Source organism: Bacteroides sp. AF39-11AC (assembly GCF_003474285.1).
Classification (GTDB): Bacteria; Bacteroidota; Bacteroidia; order Bacteroidales; family Bacteroidaceae; genus Bacteroides.
Genome location: NZ_QROH01000005.1, coordinates 248,519 through 265,542 on the forward strand (window position 1 = coordinate 248,519; position 17,024 = coordinate 265,542).

Here is a 17,024-nt window from a genome sequence, read left to right on the forward strand (position 1 = left end):
TAGGAAATAAAGTGATTAACACAAAAGAATGAAGCGACTTTGCAATCCATTCCTTTAATAGCCCGGATGCTGCTCCCATCCCGGATTCATTTGTCTGATTTTCTCAGGGATAGGGAAGACGGTAGTATATCCGTTTTCCTCATCAGGCAGTTGCGGACGACTGCTGTAAGTACGGGTAAATTGTCCGAAACGAATTAGGTCCTGGCGTCTCCAACCTTCCCATGCAAATTCCAACTGACGCTCAGCAAGAAGATTCTCTAAAGTAGCAACACGTTGCGATACTCCTACACGGGCACGCACTTGGTTCAGTTCTTCATCTCCATCGCGTCCGTCACGAACTTTAGCCTCACTCTTCATCAATAACACATCTGCATAACGGAACAAGACAATATCATTTTCTATCAGCTTACCATCTTTCATTGCTTTATCATCAATTTCATATTTCTTCATTCGGGCGCCGGCAGTCTTTTCATAAGGTTCATCGGATATATCTAACTTTACTTTCCACGGCTCGTAAACCAAAACAGTTCCATCATCCAACTTTACAACATTGCCTTTCAAATCATAGACTGTACCTGCATAATAGCAGAAATCAAAACGAGGGTCTTGTAGATCAGTATCATATCCAAAGGTCTGCAGGGCTTCAATGGTAGCACTCGATCCGTTTTCACCAGATAACCCCAATGCTTTGGCATGATTATAATGGCGTGAGCGGAAAAGATACTGCATCTGATTGGTGTACAGTGTTTTGCTCATAGGCACAGTAAAGATATTCTCAACGGAACTTTCATTATATACAGCAAAATTAGCTGTATAATCCGGCTCGAGGCGATAGCCAAACGCTGTGATCTTATCACAATAAGTTTCTGCAGCCTGCCAGGCATTTAATGTAGTGCCATCTACTTCGAAAAAGATATTCTTTCCATCAGAGCGAACACCATCTGTCCAGTTATTGTCTGTATAAATTTCGGCATTCAGTGCCAACTTTGCCAGCAAAAAGTATGCAACAGGGCGTGTCAAACGTCCGTAATAATTGCCGGAACGGTTGCTGAACTGGGCGGGCAGGAGTGGAGCGGCCTCTTGTAATTCCCTGACTACAAAGTCGAATACATTCTTACGCTCGCTCAACACAATATCTTTTGAGGCAACATTAGAGTGTAAAACCAGTGGTATACGTCCAAACAGATCCATCAGATAATAATAGTACATTGCACGAAAAGCACGTACTTCGGCGCGATAGCCGGATAACTCCGCATCAGAGTGGGTTAGAGCATAGGTTTCTATATGTTCCAGAGAATTGTTACTAAGCATAATTACCTTATAAAGATATTCCCAGGTGGCCTGTATTGCATCATTGTTTACACCCCATTTATGCAGAAATAATCCTTGCCAGAAACCGCCATCATACCAGTCGCCACCTCGGGTAGGCATAATGGCTTCATCAGTGGTAAAAGTATTCAGGTCATAGATACCACGACCGGTTCCTTGCAATCCTTGGCTATCAGCATTTCCACCTATGTAATTGTAGAGGGATGCCACTGCATTGAGATAGAGTTCAGAGATATTACTATAACCTTCCTCTTCAGGCAGTGCATCACGAGACTTTTCTTTCAGAAAACCGTCGCACGAAGTCATTCCCCAGCAAAGGGCAACTAAAATACAAAACGAACAAAATATAGAATTACGTTTCATGGCTTTAAGGTTTAGAAGTTTACACTAAGTCCGATAGTATATATGCGGTATAGAGGATAATTGCGTTTATCATCTATTCCCAGAGTAGCATTTACAGACGAGCTGTTTATCATAGGCGTTAAGCCCGAGTAACCTGAAATTGTCGCCAGATTGTTAACAGTCAGGGACAGGCGGAGCGACTGCAAGTAACGGGTATTCTTTAACGGAACATTCCAGCCTAACGTAACATAATCGAAGTTAATGTAATCGCCATCTTCCAACCAGTAATCCGTAGCTGTCTGGTCTTTAATGTTCTGCGCAGGCGCTTTTTTCATGACGTTATAATCGGGGAAGCTGTTCATATTCATATAAGTCAATGAAGTACCATTGTACACTTTATGACCGAATGCCCCGTTTATCTGTAGCGATATATCAAAATCTTTATAACGGAAACTGATATTAGAACCAAGTATCGTCTTTGGCACAGCCTGTCCTGCCACATAACGGTCTTCACCATCTTCCAGACTGACACCACCGCCATTCAGATCGGCAATCTGATAGGTATATCCACCATTTCCATCGGATACCAGCCCTGTACAATGGGGCAGATAGAATACACCCAGAGGCTGACCCACAATCTGGTAAACAATATGATTGTATCCACCGTGGAATCCTGCACCATCCAGTCCGGCAAGGCTCTTGTATTCTGTAGCTGAAATATGTTCGCCCTGGTAGTTTCCGTCAAGAGAAAGTAATTTGTTTTGCTGGAAAGTCAGATTGGCATTAATATTCAGTTCCATGTCTTTGGTCTTCAGCGGAGTAATGCCGATAGATAGCTCTGTTCCATAATTACGCATAGAACCAATGTTTGCCAGCAAAGTATTATAAGTAAAAGGGGGTACACTCACGTTATAAAGATAAAGCATGTCCTTCGTCTTGGAATTATAATAGTTGGCAGTCAGCAGCAATCGGTTACCCAGCAAAGCTACTTCTATACCGGCATTGAATGTCTGTTTCACTTCCCACTTCAAATCCGGGTTCGTATTCCGCAACTTATCCATTGTGACTACAGGTGTAGAACCTACCGGTGCAATACCATTAGGTCGCATCAGACTCAACGTAGTATATGAATCAATGCCATTTTGATTGCCCGCCAAGCCATATCCTGCACGGATTTTCAAATTATCGATAAAAGAAAGTTTTTCCATAAACTTCTCTTTACTAACTACCCATGCAACAGATACAGCCGGGAAAAATCCCCATTTATGATTACTGCCAAACTTGGAAGACGCATCCCCACGGGCATTCACCGTCAGGATGTAGCGGTCATTATATGTATAATTCACGCGCCCCATAAAAGAAACCAAACGAGGATCTTCGTAGTAAGAATTAGTTCCATCCCACGGACGAATGGCACCTCCCTGAAGATTATTATAGCCTAATTTATCATTACTGAAATTTGTAACTGTAGTATAAAATCCGGAATATTTGTCTTTCTGTATCTCTGCCAGTCCTAAAACATCAAAAAAGTGTTTCCGCCATTCTTTTTTATAAGACAGCATCAGGTTACCCAGCAATGATTCCATTTTTTTGTCTCCTCTGTATGCCTGTCCTTGTGCCCAGACAGCAACAGGTAGATACTGCGCATTTTCTACTACATTATATGTATAGGAACCGAAAAAAGTCAGTTTCCATGCTTCGGCCAGATTGAACGTCAACCGGGCATGCGTGCTGATATGCGATGTAGCATTCTTGTCTTTCACATCCATCCATGCCAACGGATGTGATAACTGGCTGGCATAAGCATATCCATCCCAGTTACCGGTCTCCGGATTCTTGTGATTCGGGAAAGTAGGATTATACGAAGCAGCAGAATAGAATATTTTGTGCAGATTCACCAGATTGCGTTCCTTCTGTACGGAACCAAACATACCAAGATCACATTTAAGAAAATTATCGAATACATACTGTGTCATATTCATATTCGATGTGAAGTTCTGCAACTTTTCATTGACAATCACTCCTTCACGATTCATTAGAGCGAGTGAAACACGATAATTGGAAGTATTCGTTCCTCCCGAAAACGCGATATGATGATTATGTTGTAATCCCGTTTGCTCGATCTCTTTCTGGAAATCTGTATTGTTTCCCATATCCAAAATAGAGATGCCACGTCTCTGAGCCAATGCCCGGAATTCATTTCCATTGAGCATCCTCACTGTTTTATAGCTCGAGGCAATGCCAAAACTTCCATTATAGTTAACGCTTGTACGCCCGCTGACACCTTTTTTTGTAGTAATCTCAATCACACCCGATGCTCCGCGCGAACCGTATTGTGCAGTTTCCGAAGCATCTTTCAGGATAACAAAGCTTTCAATATCCGCCGGATAAATAGATGTAAGCATACTCAGGTCACCAAAAACTCCGTCCACAATAATTAACGGGTCATTTCCAGTAGTCAGGGAGGTAGTGCCACGCAGACGGACAGCATCCAGCGCAGCAGGTCCATTCGAACCTTTCAGAATCGTCAATCCCGGTACCCGTCCACGGATGGCATCCAGCGGATTGGTAATCTGGTCTTTATTCATCTGATTTTCAGTGATTCTTTCCACCAAGCCAGAAAGATTCTTACGAAGTCCGGTGGCATATCCAACAGTGGTTATCGAATCGGGGAGGGTAACATGAAGTTTTGTTTGTGCGACAGCAGGTAAGCCGACTGCAACTAAAAGTAAAGAGAGACAGAATAGGTTCCTTATTCTCTTCATAGTATTCAAATTTAAGAGGTTCCGCAAATATATATGTCATTATATGAAACAAATATATTTGCGGAATAGTTCAACTCATTTCGGTAAATCAATATATGAGTCTTTGAAGCCTAAGAAATAGAGTACCCCATCCAAACCAATCGTGTTAATAGATTGCTTTGCATTGGCAACCACTTTCGGTTTGGCATGGAAAGCAATGCCCAATCCGGCAACGCCCAGCATCGGAAGATCATTCGCTCCGTCACCCACAGCAATGGTCTGAGCAATGTCTACCTTCTCTACCTGTGCAATGAGGCGCAACAGTTCGGCTTTGCGCTTACCGTCTACCACATCTCCCAGATAACGGCCGGTCAACTTGCCGTCCACTATTTCCAATTCATTGGCATATACATAGTCAACGCCATATTTCTTTTGAAGATATTGCCCGAAATAAGTGAAACCACCAGAAAGGATGGCTATCTTGTAACCATACTTTTTCAATACATACATCAGGCGGTCTACACCTTCCGTAATGGGCAGATTCTCTGCTATTTCCTGCATGACAGATTCATCCAGACCTTTCAACAGAGCTACACGCTCACGGAAACTTTCAGTAAAATCTATCTCACCACGCATAGCGCGCTCAGTGATGGCTTTTACCTCATTGCCCACACCGGCACGTATAGCCAATTCGTCAATTACTTCCGTTTCAATCAGAGTCGAGTCCATATCGAAACAGATCAGTCGGCGCATCCGACGATACATATTATCAAGCTGGAAAGAGAAGTCCATTTCCAATTCACTCGCCAGCTTCATTAACTGTTCCTGCATAGCAATACGGTCTTTCGGAGTTCCCCGGACAGAAAACTCGATGCAGGCACGTGTACGCGAATCACATTCATCTAATGGAATACGCCCCGTCAGGCGTTTGATGGCATCAATATTCATCCCCTGTTCAGCAAGAATACGGGTAACGGCAGAAATCTGACGAGCAGATAATTTACGTCCTAACAGAGTAAGGATATAGCGGTTCTTTCCCTGCATATTCACCCAATCTTCATATTCCTTTACTGAAATAGGATAGAAGCGAATCGTCACTCCCAAAGAAGACGCTTTGAAAAGCAACTCTTTCATAATGAATCCTGAATGTTGTTCCTCTGTCTTACATAAGATACCTAATGACAGTGTATTATGGATGTCGGCCTGGCCAATGTCAAGAATAGTAGCGTCGTATTTAGCTAAAATTTCTGTAACAGATGCAGTCAATCCCGGACGATCTTCGCCCGTGACCCGGATAAGTATAAGTTCTGTACTCAATGGTTGCATAAAAGTTGTTTATCTAAATTAATGAATAACACGATGCAAAAGTAGGCAAAATTTCTAATGCTAATGAGAAAACACATCATAATCTATTCATCAAATGCATCATATATATCATGTTGAGGGATATCCTGAGATGCAAAACATGTTATATAACATGAAAAAGTTAATCGTTTACTTGATTTTCTATAATAATATTGTACCTTTGTCCCCGATTTGGAACAAATGGTTCTATAATCTTAGTAAACGTTGATCGTATATTTGTTTGTTAAGACGTTATTTCATCGTCCGACAAACACCTATAAATCAACCAGTATTAACCAAAACCGCCTTACATGAAGCATGTAAAATGGATTTTTGTTGTATTACTAATTAGTTCCTTGACTTCTTTCGTAGAAAAAGACAAACCTACCGGAGGTTTAAATGTGGGTGACATAGCCCCTGATTTTAAAATCAAAGCTATGTCAGCTGAGCAACAACCGACTCAAAATCTGTCCAAGATGAAGGGAAAATATGTGTTACTCAGTTTCTGGGCAAGTTACGACGCGCAATCCCGGATGCAAAACGCAAGTTTAAGCAATGCACTTCGTTCAACTTCTCAAAACAACAATGTGGAAATGGTTTCCGTATCATTCGATGAATATCAATCTATCTTCGAGGAAACCATTCGTAAGGACCAAATAGTTACGCCCACCTGTTTCGTGGAAACTAAAGGCGAGTCGTCCGGCATCTTTAAAAAATACCGTTTAGGCCGGGGATTTACTAACTATTTACTGGATGATAATGGTGTGATTATAGCCAAAAACATCTCTGCTGCAGAACTTTCAGCTTACTTGAATTAAGCTTTCACTGCACATTGCCATGAAAGATTTAAAGAACCTGTAAGACGAAAGTGGGGTTGCTTCTAAATACGCATACGATGAGAATGCATCGTTAAAGTTATGAAGAAGCAAAAGACAAAAGAGGAAATGGATACAACAAAAAAGCCCTTCCTGCACTTGTGGTAACACAAGGAGCAGGAGGGGCTTCTTATTTTTTATTCATTCGGTTATATTCCTTATTTCGGTGCTTTCTGATACAAGTAGAATGCAATGAAAGCATAGAGTATATTCGGTATCCATACGGCAATTACCGGAGGCACATTACCGTTTACAGCAAAAGTAGAAGCAATCGTCTGGAAAAGGATATATGAGAAACTTAATGCCAAACCTATACCCAAATGCAATCCCATTCCGCCCTTCGTCTTTTTCGAAGAAAGAGAAACACCTATCAACGTAAGGATAAACGACGCAAACGACATGGCAATGCGCTTGTGATATTCAATCTCAAATTCCTTGATATTGGCAAATCCACGCTGTCGCTGTCTGCTAATATATTCACTTAATTGTGGACTGGTCATCATTTCCTGTTGATTTTTCATAATAAGAAAATCGGCAGGCTCCATGAAAAGGGTACTGTCAATACGATCCCCCTTAACAATATTTTCTTTCATGCCGTCCATCTCGCGTATCATGTAATCCTTAATGGTCCACCTATGAACAGATGCCGTATCATAGGTGATGGAACGAGCCGTAAGATGAGACACCAACTGCTTATCTTTAAACTTATCCAGTGAAAAACGATATCCTGTCTTGCTATGATCTTCAAAACGTTCAATATAGGCAATTACTCCCGAATCCACTTCCAACTGAATATTTCGGGCAGTATTTGATTTACGTTGTTTATAGTACTTATCCTCAAAGTTGATACGTGTCACACTCCCCTTAGGAATTACATAAGAACCTAAGCAAAAGGTTACTACTGCAATAATGGCAGCCGACACCATATAAGGTCGAAGCATCCGCTTAAAACTCATTCCGGTAGAAAACATCGCAATAATCTCCGAGTTTTCAGCCAGTTTTGAAGTAAAGAAGATAACCGCAATAAACACAAACAGCGGGCTGAACAGATTGGCAAAGTAAGGAACAAAGTTCAGATAATAATCGAAAATAATGGCTTTCCATGGCGCTTCGTGTGACATGAACTTATCCATCTTCTCATTAAAGTCGAATACCACTGCAATAGAGATAATCAATGCAATGGCAAACACGTAAGTTCCGAGGAACTTCTTGATAATGTAGAAGTCGAGCCGCTTCAACCACTTCCAGTTATCCGGCAACTTTATACCTTTTATTTTCCAGTTCAGTTTTTTCATAACCTTGTCGATACGCGTTTTACCATCATCGGTTTCCATGTAGAGAAGTCACCGGCAATGATGTGTTTGCGAGCTTCACCCACCAGCCACAGATAAAAAGCCAAATTATGAATAGATGCAATTTGCATAGCCAGCAATTCTTGTGCATGGAACAGATGGCGCAGATACGCTTTACTATATAAAGTATCTACAGTGGAAGCTCCGTCTGCCTCAATAGGAGAGAAGTCTGTTTCCCATTTCTTATTGCGCATATTGATAATACCGTCTTTGGTAAACAGCATACCATTCCGTCCGTTTCGGGTTGGCATCACACAGTCGAACATATCTACACCACGCTCTATACCTTCCAGGATGTTCACCGGTGTACCTACACCCATCAGATAACGGGGTTTATCTTTCGGCAGAATCTCGTTCACCAACTCAATCATCTCATACATCTTGTCTACCGGCTCACCTACCGCCAAACCACCGATAGCATTACCATCTGCCCCCTTCGATGCGATGAATTCAGCCGACTCCTTGCGAAGATCAGGATAAACACATCCCTGCACAATGGGGAAGAGCGACTGTTGGTATCCATATTTTGGTTCCGTCTCATTGAAACGCTGAATACAACGGTCCAGCCAACGGTGCGTCAGTCCTAATGACTTTTTGGCATACGCATAATCCGAATCTCCCGGAGGGCACTCGTCAAAAGCCATCATAATATCTGCACCAATCGTACGTTCGATGTCCATTACCTTTTCGGGGGTGAAGATATGTTTGCTACCATCAATATGTGAACGGAATTCTGCACCTTCTTCCCGTAATTTACGAATACCCGACAATGAAAAGACCTGGAATCCACCACTATCCGTCAACATCGGACGGTCAAAGCCGTTGAACTTATGAAGTCCTCCGGCTTTTTCCAATACATCCAATCCCGGACGCAGATACAGATGATAGGTATTTCCTAATATGATCTGCGCCTCGATATCTTCTTTCAGTTCGGTTACATGCACACCTTTCACCGTTCCTACGGTACCTACCGGCATAAAGATAGGTGTTGCTATCTGCCCGTGATCGGTGGTTATCAATCCTGCACGCGCATTACTTTTACTATCTGTATATTGTAAGTCGAATGTCATTCTGCTTTCTTTTCTGTCTTTTCTTTTTTTACGGACAGGTCAATGGCATCGGCTACCTTTTCATTGGTCAGCGCAATAGCAAATACCTCTTTCACATCTTTCACGTAGTGGAAAGTCAATCCCTTGAGGTAGATTTCCTGTATTTCATCAATATTCTTACGATTCTCTTCACTCAAGATAATGTTCTTGATACCAGCACGTTTGGCAGCCAAAATCTTTTCCTTAATACCTCCTACGGGAAGCACTTTACCACGAAGTGTTATTTCTCCTGTCATAGCAAGATTTGCTTTTACCTTACGTTGGGTGAGGGCAGAAGCAAGAGATGTGGCCATCGTAATACCGGCTGAAGGTCCATCCTTAGGAATAGCACCTTCCGGCACATGTACGTGGATATTCCAATTATCAAAGATTTCTTCATCCAGATTTAACAAAGAAGCATGTGCCTTGATATATTCCAAAGCCAGCATTGCAGATTCCTTCATGACGTCGCCCAGATTTCCGGTCAATGTCAAGCGTCCGCCTTTTCCACGACTTAAACTGGTTTCTACAAACAAGATTTCTCCACCTACAGCAGTCCATGCCAGTCCGGTGACTACACCAGCATAATCATTACCCTGATATTTATCACGGGTATACTCCGGTGCTCCGAGGAATTCATATAAATCTCCCGGCTTGATTTCCTGTTTGGCAAAATAACCATCTGTAGCATACTGGCGTGCAGACTTACGAAGTATCTTTCCTATTTTCTTCTCCAGTTCGCGTACACCGCTTTCACGGGTATACGACTCGATAATTGCCTCCAACGTATTCTTCGGTATCTTGATATCATTCTTCTTCATACCGTTGGCTTCCAGCTCTTTCGGAACCAGATGGCGGCGGGCTATTTCAATCTTCTCCTCAGTAATATAACCACTTACCTCAATCAACTCCATACGGTCGAGCAACGGTCCAGGAATAGTATTCAGGTTGTTTGCAGTAGCTATGAACATCACTTTAGACAAATCATAATCTACATCCAGGAAGTTATCATGAAATGTTGTATTCTGTTCCGGGTCGAGTACTTCGAGCAGGGCAGAAGAGGGGTCGCCCTGACGATCTGAGCTAACTTTATCAATTTCGTCTAAGATAAACACCGGATTTGATGAACCTGCCTTGATCAGACTCTTGATAATACGTCCCGGCATAGCACCGATATATGTCTTTCGGTGTCCACGGATTTCAGCTTCATCATGCACACCACCCAATGACATACGAATGTATTTACGCTTCAAAGCAGCAGCGATAGAACGTCCCAAAGAAGTTTTACCCACTCCCGGAGGGCCGTACAAGCAGATAATAGGCGACTTCATGTCACCTTTCAACTTCAATACAGCCAAGTGCTCCAAAATACGTTCTTTCACCTTCTCCAAGCCATAATGATCTTTATTTAAAGTCTTTTCGGCATTGATCAGATTGAGATTATCAGTAGTATATATTCCCCATGGCAAACTCAACATTGTTTGCAGATAATTAAGCTGCACACTGTAATCAGGAGATTGCGGATGTGTACGCTCCAATTTATCCACCTCTTTCATAAAGGTGTCTCTCACTTCTACACTCCATTTAGTTGTGAGTGCTTTGCGGCGCAACTCTTCAATTTCCTGTTCCTGACCACCGCCACCCAGTTCATCCTGAATGGTTTTAATCTGCTGTTGCAAGAAGTATTCACGTTGTTGTTGGTCAATATCTTCCCGTGCACGCATCTGTATGGACTCCTTAATCTCGGCAAGCTGCACTTCCCGATTCAGTATCTCCAATAAACGGTAAGTACGTGCCCGCAATGAGTCAATACGTAGCAACTCAATCTTTTCATCTTTCTTCAATGGAAGATTCGTGCAAATAAAATCTACCAGAAACATAGGATTAGTAATGTTCTTGATAGCAAATGCAGAATCCTGCGGGAACATATCAGATGATTTGATATATCTTATAGTCAGATCCTTACAAGCTTCCACCAAAGCATGGAACTCTTTATCATTTTTATCAGGAATATCTTCTTCCAGTGCCTTTACTCGTCCTTTCAAATACGGAGTTGTATCTACAATTTCTTCCAACTCCATACGTTTGACGCCTTGCAGGATAATCGTTGTTGTCTGATCAGGCATCTCCAGGATACGGATAATCTTACCTACCGTACCGATGGTATGCAAATCTTCCAACATCGGCATTTCCGTTTCAGCCGCTTTCTGACAGACTACTCCGATATATGCACTCTTCTTTTCTGCTTCACGCACTAATTTCATGGAAGTCTTTCTCCCGACAGATACCGGCATAAACACGCCTGGAAATAAAACCATATTCCGTAAAGGCAATATCGGAAGTATCTCATTCACTTCAATATCCATCAATTGTTCCTCATTCCCCTCAAAATCAGCAATTACTGAGAAAGAGTTTCCATCTTCTCTCGTCTCCATATCTTTTAGGTAAAGTCTTTTCTTCATTTTGTTCTTTTTAAGTTTATGTCACACTGACAGGGCTTACAAAGCGACTGCAAAGTTAATCTATTCTTCATTAATATAAAGCACCTTTTCTATAAAAAGACAAAAACAGTGCCAAATTAGTCGTAATATTCCCGACTTTACCTATTTTTGCCCTTAAATAATAACTGTAAGCTATGCCAAATCCTTATTTTCAGTTTAAACAATTTACTATATGGCATGATAAATGCGCCATGAAAGTAGGTACAGATGGAGTTCTTTTGGGTGCCTGGGCAGAAGCTGGAGCCCCTCAACAAATTCTCGATATTGGTACCGGCACAGGATTGATAGCCTTAATGCTAGCCCAACGCAATCCACTTTCACAAATTACAGCTATAGAAATAGATGAAGCCGCAGCAACTCAGGCAGAAGAAAACATAGCGCGTTCTCCGTGGGCAAATAGGATAGAAGTAATCTGTAATGATTTCAGTTTATTTCAAACGGATAATAAATATCATTTGATAGTTTCTAACCCACCTTATTTTGTTGATGCTTTAAATTGCCCTGATAAGCAACGCAATATGGCACGTCATACCTGCGAGCTGAATTACGAGTTACTTTTCCAGCGTTCGGCACACCTTCTTGAAGACCAGGGAAGGATATGTATCATCATCCCTACTGAAGCAGAGAAGTTAGTAATTGACACAGCCTGGAAATACAAATTATACCCTTCACGACGCCTTCATGTTTTTACTAAACCAGGCAAGCCGAGCAAGAGAGTGCTTATCGCATTCGGGCATCAGGAACAAAAATGTATGGAGGAAACTTTACGTATTGAGGTAGAACGCAATCAATTTACACCGGAATACATTGCGTTGACAAAAGAGTTTTATTTAAAGATGTGATTATATTACTTTTTTTTTCATAGAACAGTAAACCTACTCGATTTATATGGTCTCCAATTGGAGTACCGATATTCTTATTATAATTAATAACATCTACTTTATACAACAACCCCAAATCTTCTATTTGAATATTTATATCCATCAATTGATTGAAAGAAACATCATTCCCCACTATAGCAAGATCTATATCCGATCCTTCTCCATAGTTACCTTTAGCTCGTGAACCGAAAATTACAGCCTTTTCTATATTAGCATGCTTCTCAAGCACACTACAAATATCAGCTATGACAATATCACTTAATCCGTACATAGTTATTCCGGATAAACATTATTTTCTATATTTGATTTCTCTTGAGTTAACTTAACATTCAATTGCTTTAATAATACAGCGTATTCTTCAAATATATTTTTTACTATTTCGATAGCTTCACCCTCATTACTTTTTATAATGGAATGATAAGATTAATAGAAAAAGTGTCCAGTTATTTAAAAAAAAAAGAAGGTGTCATTTATAACACCCTCTTTCACCTTACTGTCGGGGTAGCGGGAGAAGGCTCCCCACTAACCCAGCTTTGACTATTAATCTTTTAGCAATATGTATAAATGTCTATTTGTCATTTATTGTCTATTATTGTCTACTCATTTATCACACTGTACCAATGAAGTTACATTTCCCTATCAGAGTTTGCTCAACTTCATAGTACTGCCTTTGTGTTCTGATTCTTAAACCATTAATTAAATAGAAACATGCTTTATCTTTATCTTTACGCACCGCTACGATATGAGATATATTAATAATAAGAGTAGCTTCGCGATTCAGGATAGAATTCATTTGATAAAGCTCTCCTGTAACCTCAATAAATGAATCTTGAGGCGTCTCAAAACTTATTCCATTTTCCATGTCCTATTTATTATTTAATAGAATTTGAATTGTTCTTTCCTTTTCGTTGATAATAGCCTGTTTTTCGTGAAGTAATTGCGTAAGGTGTTGTATTTCCTTCTGACATTCACTTAAAGTGATATCTCCAGACACCTTATTGCCATTACCATTCACATTATGCCCAATATGCCATCGTTCATCTATTTCGACTTCACGATCATAAAAATAGTCGATAGGTACCTGAAACTTATCTGCTATTTTTTCAAGTTTATTAGAACCAATTTCAGAGCCCTTATTTAAGAAATTGTTCAGTGTCATAACGGATATCTCAAGCTCCTCACAAAGTTTGGTCTTTACAATTCTTCTTTCTTCAATCAATTGAGCTAATTTATCTGGTCTAATCATAAACTATTATTTATATTTTGTCTAAATAATAAACAATAATATTATTATAGCAAATAATTCTTTGCTGTGTGAATATTATTATTTATGTTTGCAGTATAAATATAGCACTAAAAATTGTACTAATCATGGAAAAAGAACAGAAAATTGCAAAAATGGTATTTAAAGACTACTATGATAGTTTACCAGATGATAGTAAGGAAACAATGCGAAACCGTATTCTTGCAGAAAGTGGAATGTCTTATACAACTTTCTATTATAAACTTCGGCATAATACTTTCAAACCATTAGAAGAAAGATTGATAGATAGAATAATTGAAGATATAAAACAAGTAATGCCATGTTAGCCAATATTGAATTTTATAACACTCCAGATGGGGATGTTATAATTAAAGAAGTCAACCAGCCTGCACGTCGCTTAAAAGAAGAAGATCGCGAGCTCATATCCCCTATGCTTACAATAATCAGTGATCGTTATCCTAAAGCTTATGCAGCATTGATGGAACTATATTCAAAGCGTACAATGAATAAAACATTCTTTGAATACTCTGTCGTTCATCGTTTTTGTCGCTGTAATTTTGGCGAATACGATCAATTTAGTCATGATATTGATTCCAATGGGCATTTCATTTTTGAGGAGGTGAAATGCCCTCTTCGTGGCGAGTGTCAATTAGAAGGAGTTGTTTGTAAACCTGAAATTGATACCAGTCTGACAGATAGAGAGATGGAGGTGTATCGACTAATTGTTGCAAACATTCGAACTGAAGACATAGCGGCGAAACTTTCCCTTTCCAAGTTTACCATTATTCGGCATCGAGAAAATATAAAAGCTCGCCTGGGACTGCATGACATACCGGAAATGATAACTTATTGGCATGTCCACCATCTTAAATAAAAGCGGTGTAAGGTTATCCGGGTTCGATTCCTGGCTCCGCACGATGATTTACTAACTTAATAAACAATACAATGAATATGATAGAAGAACGGGATAAAGCAATGAGGGAGCTTATTAAGCACGTTGAAGCTGTTTGTAAAGAGTATGATATTGCAATAGTACTGAATGTATGTGTTGATCATGAAATTGAAAAAGGCACTATTATACAAAGCCTTGCACAATATGTATCTGGAAAAAGGGAAACACTAATACGTATGCTTGCAGGAGCAATTCTGCACTCAAAAGGTTTTAGAACATTATTGATTGATTCTTTTGAGCTTTCAGAAAAAATGTCTACAGGAGAACTTGCTTTGAAAAAGGAAAACATGAATTGAAAGAAAATACTCAGTAAAGGGTAGATTGTATAATTAACAATTTAATATGCCAGCTGAAAAGGACAGCTATTGGGTCAGCCCCAGGTTAGGGTTTATAGTACCGGGGTGGTTCCCGGTACTTCTAAAAAGATAAAAAGGAATATTATGGAAAATGAAGAATATCTCTGTATTAATTGTGCTAAAAAGATAGAATGTTACGGATCTGACATCAAATTAGAAGAACCTGATTTATGTATTCCTATAAGCTGCATAGATTATCAAGATATAGAAGAGAGATTTAATTAATAACTTAATAAGAAATGAGTCAAATAATAATAGCATGGTTCAGTTGTGGTATAACATCGGCTGTCGCATGCAAAATAGCTTTACAGACGTACAAAGATGTAGTCCTATACTATACAGACACTGGCTCACAAGAAGAAGATAGTCTACGCTTCCTTCATGATTGTGAGCAATGGTTTGGTCAAAAAATAAACATTGTCCGGAGCAAGGAATATACTAACCATTTCGATGTGATTGAAAAGAAAGGGCTAATCAGTAAGCACAATTACTATCCATGTACCTTCGAACTTAAAAAACGGCTTCGATACCAAATCGAAGATGAATTGAAATATTGGGATGGTCAAGTATGGGGATTTGATATATCGGAAACCAATCGGGCACAACGAATGATTGAGCAATACCCGAACATGAAGCCATTGTTCCCATTAATAGATAATCAACTATCAAAGGCTAATTGTGCCTGCTTACTTGCAAAAGAAGGAATAGAACTACCTCGAATGTATAAGATGGGATATCACAATAACAACTGCATCGGTTGCGTCCGTGGCGGAATGGGTTACTGGAATAAGATTCGTATTGATTTCCCGGAAGATTTTGAACGTATGGCAAAATTGGAACGTGTTGTCGGGCATTCTTGCCTGAAAGAAAGAATCGGTAATGAAACAAAGGCTTTATTTCTTGACGAGCTTTCTCCTGACCGTGGCGATTTCCCTACTGAGATTATGCCGGAATGTGGATTGTTTTGTGAATTAGAATTTATGAATTAGCGTAAAACAAGATAGTAATGAATATAGTAAGAAGTGAGCAAGAAATTTTCGATTTGCTCAATCAATGTGCAGAAGCGGAAGAGACTGGTTCTTCCATTTATCCTGGTATGATTTACGAACAAGGCATCAAAGCTGCGATTGAATGGCTTGTTGGAGATATTGATAACCATCCAATTAATGAATAATAAGTATCGAAAGGAGCCATAAAATGGAATTAGAAAATAGTATTTTTCTTTTAGAAACCAAAAAGAGTAGGAAACATGAAGATACAACCTATTGCATTGGTGTACATCGGTTAGGAACTCCAAATATGGAGTTTATAATAGGAGAGACTGACAATGACCGGGAGTATGTAAAAGGAGATAAGGTCTCATATATTTATAATGCCGATTATGTAGATAATCTGCAAAACGCTTTAGATTGGCTGAACAGTGTTAAGTAACTAATGAAAAAACAATAATATGTATAGCACAAGAATTTTTGAGCTTGCCATGAGCATTTGCTCTTATAAATTAGACCAGGTATTTTATGGAGAAGGGGCTACTGTTCGTCAAGTATATGGCCAGGTCCCGGTAGTACAGAAAGTCACCATTTCCGGAAAGAGAAAAACAGTCACCAAATGGAAATCGCTTCGTTGGAACGATGCCGGGCAATGCTTCTCCCTATATTCCACCCAACGTCAGCGGAATTACGATCTTCCCCTCCGGAGCGTCGAAGAACAACAGAAAATGAGTAAAGGCATACGACTGATGTATTTGGATGTCGATTCTCGTGGACTATTTTCAATTAATGATATTTCAATTAATGAACTTGAGTCATTACTGAGGATACTACAGACTTTTCATAATCCGGACGCAGCGGCACAAGAATGTCTTTCTCATGATCTTTTCAAACGTCTACATTCGCAGTATCATAAATTGCAGCACAATGGACAGCCTTATCAAATACCGAATGGAGAACCTCGACTGGATCGACCAGTTCCTGGCGGTACTGGGACCAAATGAATT

Annotated in this window: 19 protein-coding genes; 10 read left to right on the forward strand and 9 right to left on the reverse strand. The window is 40.0% G+C overall.

Annotated features, from left to right (window positions below; genetic code table 11):
• Nucleotides 1-54: 54 nt before the first annotated feature.
• The 3 genes from DW036_RS12185 to serB all read right to left on the reverse strand — a co-directional run bounded on the left by DW036_RS12185 (nucleotide 55) and on the right by serB (nucleotide 5,741).
• Nucleotides 55-1,692 carry a RagB/SusD family nutrient uptake outer membrane protein gene (locus DW036_RS12185; protein ID WP_118464632.1) on the reverse strand — a complete coding sequence of 546 codons (1,638 nt, stop codon included), beginning with the start codon at nucleotides 1,690-1,692 and terminating at the stop codon, nucleotides 55-57.
• Nucleotides 1,693-1,703: 11 nt separating this feature from the next.
• Nucleotides 1,704-4,436, reverse strand: a complete 2,733-nt coding sequence (locus DW036_RS12190; RefSeq protein ID WP_118464633.1) for a SusC/RagA family TonB-linked outer membrane protein — start codon at nucleotides 4,434-4,436, stop codon at nucleotides 1,704-1,706.
• A gap of 75 nt (nucleotides 4,437-4,511) precedes the next feature.
• Entirely contained in the window at nucleotides 4,512-5,741 is a 1,230-nt protein-coding gene (gene serB / locus DW036_RS12195; protein WP_118222250.1) for a phosphoserine phosphatase SerB, read from the reverse strand.
• A gap of 329 nt (nucleotides 5,742-6,070) precedes the next feature.
• On the opposite strand from serB, the gene DW036_RS12200 reads away from it, so the two are divergent.
• Nucleotides 6,071-6,577 carry a thioredoxin-like domain-containing protein gene (locus DW036_RS12200; RefSeq protein ID WP_118464634.1) on the forward strand — a complete coding sequence of 169 codons (507 nt, stop codon included), beginning with the start codon at nucleotides 6,071-6,073 and terminating at the stop codon, nucleotides 6,575-6,577.
• Between the two features lie 215 nt (nucleotides 6,578-6,792).
• Here DW036_RS12200 and DW036_RS12205 read toward each other — a convergent pair whose 3' ends face one another.
• Genes DW036_RS12205 through lon form a run of 3 tightly spaced genes read right to left on the reverse strand, consistent with a single transcriptional unit; the run spans nucleotide 6,793 to nucleotide 11,536 of the window.
• A complete protein-coding gene (locus DW036_RS12205) occupies nucleotides 6,793-7,929 on the reverse strand; it encodes an LptF/LptG family permease (protein ID WP_022392111.1) in 1,137 nt (378 codons plus the stop codon).
• Nucleotides 7,926-9,056 carry a tRNA guanosine(34) transglycosylase Tgt gene (gene tgt, locus DW036_RS12210; protein WP_118464635.1) on the reverse strand — a complete coding sequence of 377 codons (1,131 nt, stop codon included), beginning with the start codon at nucleotides 9,054-9,056 and terminating at the stop codon, nucleotides 7,926-7,928. The genes DW036_RS12205 and tgt overlap by 4 nt, the downstream gene beginning before the upstream one ends.
• Nucleotides 9,053-11,536, reverse strand: coding sequence for an endopeptidase La (gene lon / locus DW036_RS12215; protein ID WP_118464636.1), 2,484 nt, complete (start codon nucleotides 11,534-11,536; stop codon nucleotides 9,053-9,055). The genes tgt and lon overlap by 4 nt, the downstream gene beginning before the upstream one ends.
• 173 nt (nucleotides 11,537-11,709) lie before the next feature.
• On the opposite strand from lon, the gene DW036_RS12220 reads away from it, so the two are divergent.
• The gene (locus DW036_RS12220) at nucleotides 11,710-12,417 is read left to right on the forward strand and encodes a tRNA1(Val) (adenine(37)-N6)-methyltransferase (RefSeq protein ID WP_118464637.1); all 708 of its coding nucleotides are present in this window, start codon (nucleotides 11,710-11,712) and stop codon (nucleotides 12,415-12,417) included.
• On the opposite strand, the gene DW036_RS12225 is transcribed toward DW036_RS12220, so the two are convergent.
• From DW036_RS12225 to DW036_RS12240, 3 genes are all read right to left on the reverse strand, one after another.
• Nucleotides 12,368-12,727: a nucleotidyltransferase domain-containing protein gene (locus tag DW036_RS12225; RefSeq protein WP_118464638.1), complete on the reverse strand. Its 360-nt coding sequence runs from the start codon at nucleotides 12,725-12,727 to the stop codon at nucleotides 12,368-12,370. The genes DW036_RS12220 and DW036_RS12225 overlap by 50 nt on opposite strands.
• Nucleotides 12,728-13,063: 336 nt before the next feature.
• Entirely contained in the window at nucleotides 13,064-13,318 is a 255-nt protein-coding gene (locus tag DW036_RS12235) for a hypothetical protein (RefSeq protein WP_118464639.1), read from the reverse strand.
• Nucleotides 13,319-13,321: 3 nt separating this feature from the next.
• The gene (locus tag DW036_RS12240) at nucleotides 13,322-13,702 is read right to left on the reverse strand and encodes a helix-turn-helix transcriptional regulator (protein WP_118464640.1); all 381 of its coding nucleotides are present in this window, start codon (nucleotides 13,700-13,702) and stop codon (nucleotides 13,322-13,324) included.
• Nucleotides 13,703-13,827: 125 nt separating this feature from the next.
• Between DW036_RS12240 and DW036_RS12245 the strand changes: the two genes are divergently transcribed.
• The 8 genes from DW036_RS12245 (at nucleotide 13,828) to DW036_RS12275 (ending at nucleotide 17,021) form a co-directional block, all read left to right on the forward strand.
• Nucleotides 13,828-14,046 carry a hypothetical protein gene (locus tag DW036_RS12245; protein WP_118464641.1) on the forward strand — a complete coding sequence of 73 codons (219 nt, stop codon included), beginning with the start codon at nucleotides 13,828-13,830 and terminating at the stop codon, nucleotides 14,044-14,046.
• A complete protein-coding gene (locus tag DW036_RS12250) occupies nucleotides 14,040-14,594 on the forward strand; it encodes a response regulator transcription factor (RefSeq protein WP_118464642.1) in 555 nt (184 codons plus the stop codon). The genes DW036_RS12245 and DW036_RS12250 overlap by 7 nt, the downstream gene beginning before the upstream one ends.
• Before the next feature lie 77 nt (nucleotides 14,595-14,671).
• On the forward strand, nucleotides 14,672-14,968 hold the full coding sequence (locus tag DW036_RS12255; protein WP_187374607.1) for a hypothetical protein: 297 nt from the start codon (nucleotides 14,672-14,674) through the stop codon (nucleotides 14,966-14,968).
• Between the two features lie 144 nt (nucleotides 14,969-15,112).
• Nucleotides 15,113-15,253: a demethylase gene (locus DW036_RS12260; protein WP_118464893.1), complete on the forward strand. Its 141-nt coding sequence runs from the start codon at nucleotides 15,113-15,115 to the stop codon at nucleotides 15,251-15,253.
• Nucleotides 15,254-15,267: 14 nt separating this feature from the next.
• Nucleotides 15,268-16,017, forward strand: coding sequence for a hypothetical protein (locus DW036_RS12265; RefSeq protein ID WP_118464644.1), 750 nt, complete (start codon nucleotides 15,268-15,270; stop codon nucleotides 16,015-16,017).
• Nucleotides 16,018-16,034: 17 nt separating this feature from the next.
• On the forward strand, nucleotides 16,035-16,202 hold the full coding sequence (locus DW036_RS25535) for a hypothetical protein (RefSeq protein ID WP_158585962.1): 168 nt from the start codon (nucleotides 16,035-16,037) through the stop codon (nucleotides 16,200-16,202).
• Nucleotides 16,203-16,225: 23 nt separating this feature from the next.
• Entirely contained in the window at nucleotides 16,226-16,459 is a 234-nt protein-coding gene (locus DW036_RS12270) for a hypothetical protein (protein WP_061438345.1), read from the forward strand.
• Nucleotides 16,460-16,478: 19 nt separating this feature from the next.
• A complete protein-coding gene (locus tag DW036_RS12275) occupies nucleotides 16,479-17,021 on the forward strand; it encodes a hypothetical protein (RefSeq protein ID WP_118464645.1) in 543 nt (180 codons plus the stop codon).
• Nucleotides 17,022-17,024: the final 3 nt, after the last annotated feature.

Bases quoted from the DNA above. Each gene is read 5' to 3' on its own strand.
- DW036_RS12275 (WP_118464645.1), top strand. From the start codon at position 16,479: ATGTATAGCACAAGAATTTTTGAGCTTGCCATGAGCATTTGCTCTTAT.
- DW036_RS12270 (WP_061438345.1), top strand. From the start codon at position 16,226: ATGGAATTAGAAAATAGTATTTTTCTTTTAGAAACCAAAAAGAGTAGG.
- DW036_RS25535 (WP_158585962.1), top strand. From the start codon at position 16,035: ATGAATATAGTAAGAAGTGAGCAAGAAATTTTCGATTTGCTCAATCAA.
- DW036_RS12265 (WP_118464644.1), top strand. From the start codon at position 15,268: ATGAGTCAAATAATAATAGCATGGTTCAGTTGTGGTATAACATCGGCT.
- tgt (WP_118464635.1), bottom strand. From the start codon at position 9,056: ATGACATTCGACTTACAATATACAGATAGTAAAAGTAATGCGCGTGCA.
- DW036_RS12185 (WP_118464632.1), bottom strand. From the start codon at position 1,692: ATGAAACGTAATTCTATATTTTGTTCGTTTTGTATTTTAGTTGCCCTT.
- serB (WP_118222250.1), bottom strand. From the start codon at position 5,741: ATGCAACCATTGAGTACAGAACTTATACTTATCCGGGTCACGGGCGAA.
- DW036_RS12225 (WP_118464638.1), bottom strand. From the start codon at position 12,727: ATGTACGGATTAAGTGATATTGTCATAGCTGATATTTGTAGTGTGCTT.
- DW036_RS12240 (WP_118464640.1), bottom strand. From the start codon at position 13,702: ATGATTAGACCAGATAAATTAGCTCAATTGATTGAAGAAAGAAGAATT.
- DW036_RS12255 (WP_187374607.1), top strand. From the start codon at position 14,672: ATGATAGAAGAACGGGATAAAGCAATGAGGGAGCTTATTAAGCACGTT.
- DW036_RS12250 (WP_118464642.1), top strand. From the start codon at position 14,040: ATGTTAGCCAATATTGAATTTTATAACACTCCAGATGGGGATGTTATA.
- DW036_RS12200 (WP_118464634.1), top strand. From the start codon at position 6,071: ATGAAGCATGTAAAATGGATTTTTGTTGTATTACTAATTAGTTCCTTG.
- DW036_RS12260 (WP_118464893.1), top strand. From the start codon at position 15,113: ATGGAAAATGAAGAATATCTCTGTATTAATTGTGCTAAAAAGATAGAA.
- DW036_RS12190 (WP_118464633.1), bottom strand. From the start codon at position 4,436: ATGAAGAGAATAAGGAACCTATTCTGTCTCTCTTTACTTTTAGTTGCA.
- DW036_RS12205 (WP_022392111.1), bottom strand. From the start codon at position 7,929: ATGAAAAAACTGAACTGGAAAATAAAAGGTATAAAGTTGCCGGATAAC.
- DW036_RS12245 (WP_118464641.1), top strand. From the start codon at position 13,828: ATGGAAAAAGAACAGAAAATTGCAAAAATGGTATTTAAAGACTACTAT.
- DW036_RS12220 (WP_118464637.1), top strand. From the start codon at position 11,710: ATGCCAAATCCTTATTTTCAGTTTAAACAATTTACTATATGGCATGAT.
- lon (WP_118464636.1), bottom strand. From the start codon at position 11,536: ATGAAGAAAAGACTTTACCTAAAAGATATGGAGACGAGAGAAGATGGA.
- DW036_RS12235 (WP_118464639.1), bottom strand. From the start codon at position 13,318: ATGGAAAATGGAATAAGTTTTGAGACGCCTCAAGATTCATTTATTGAG.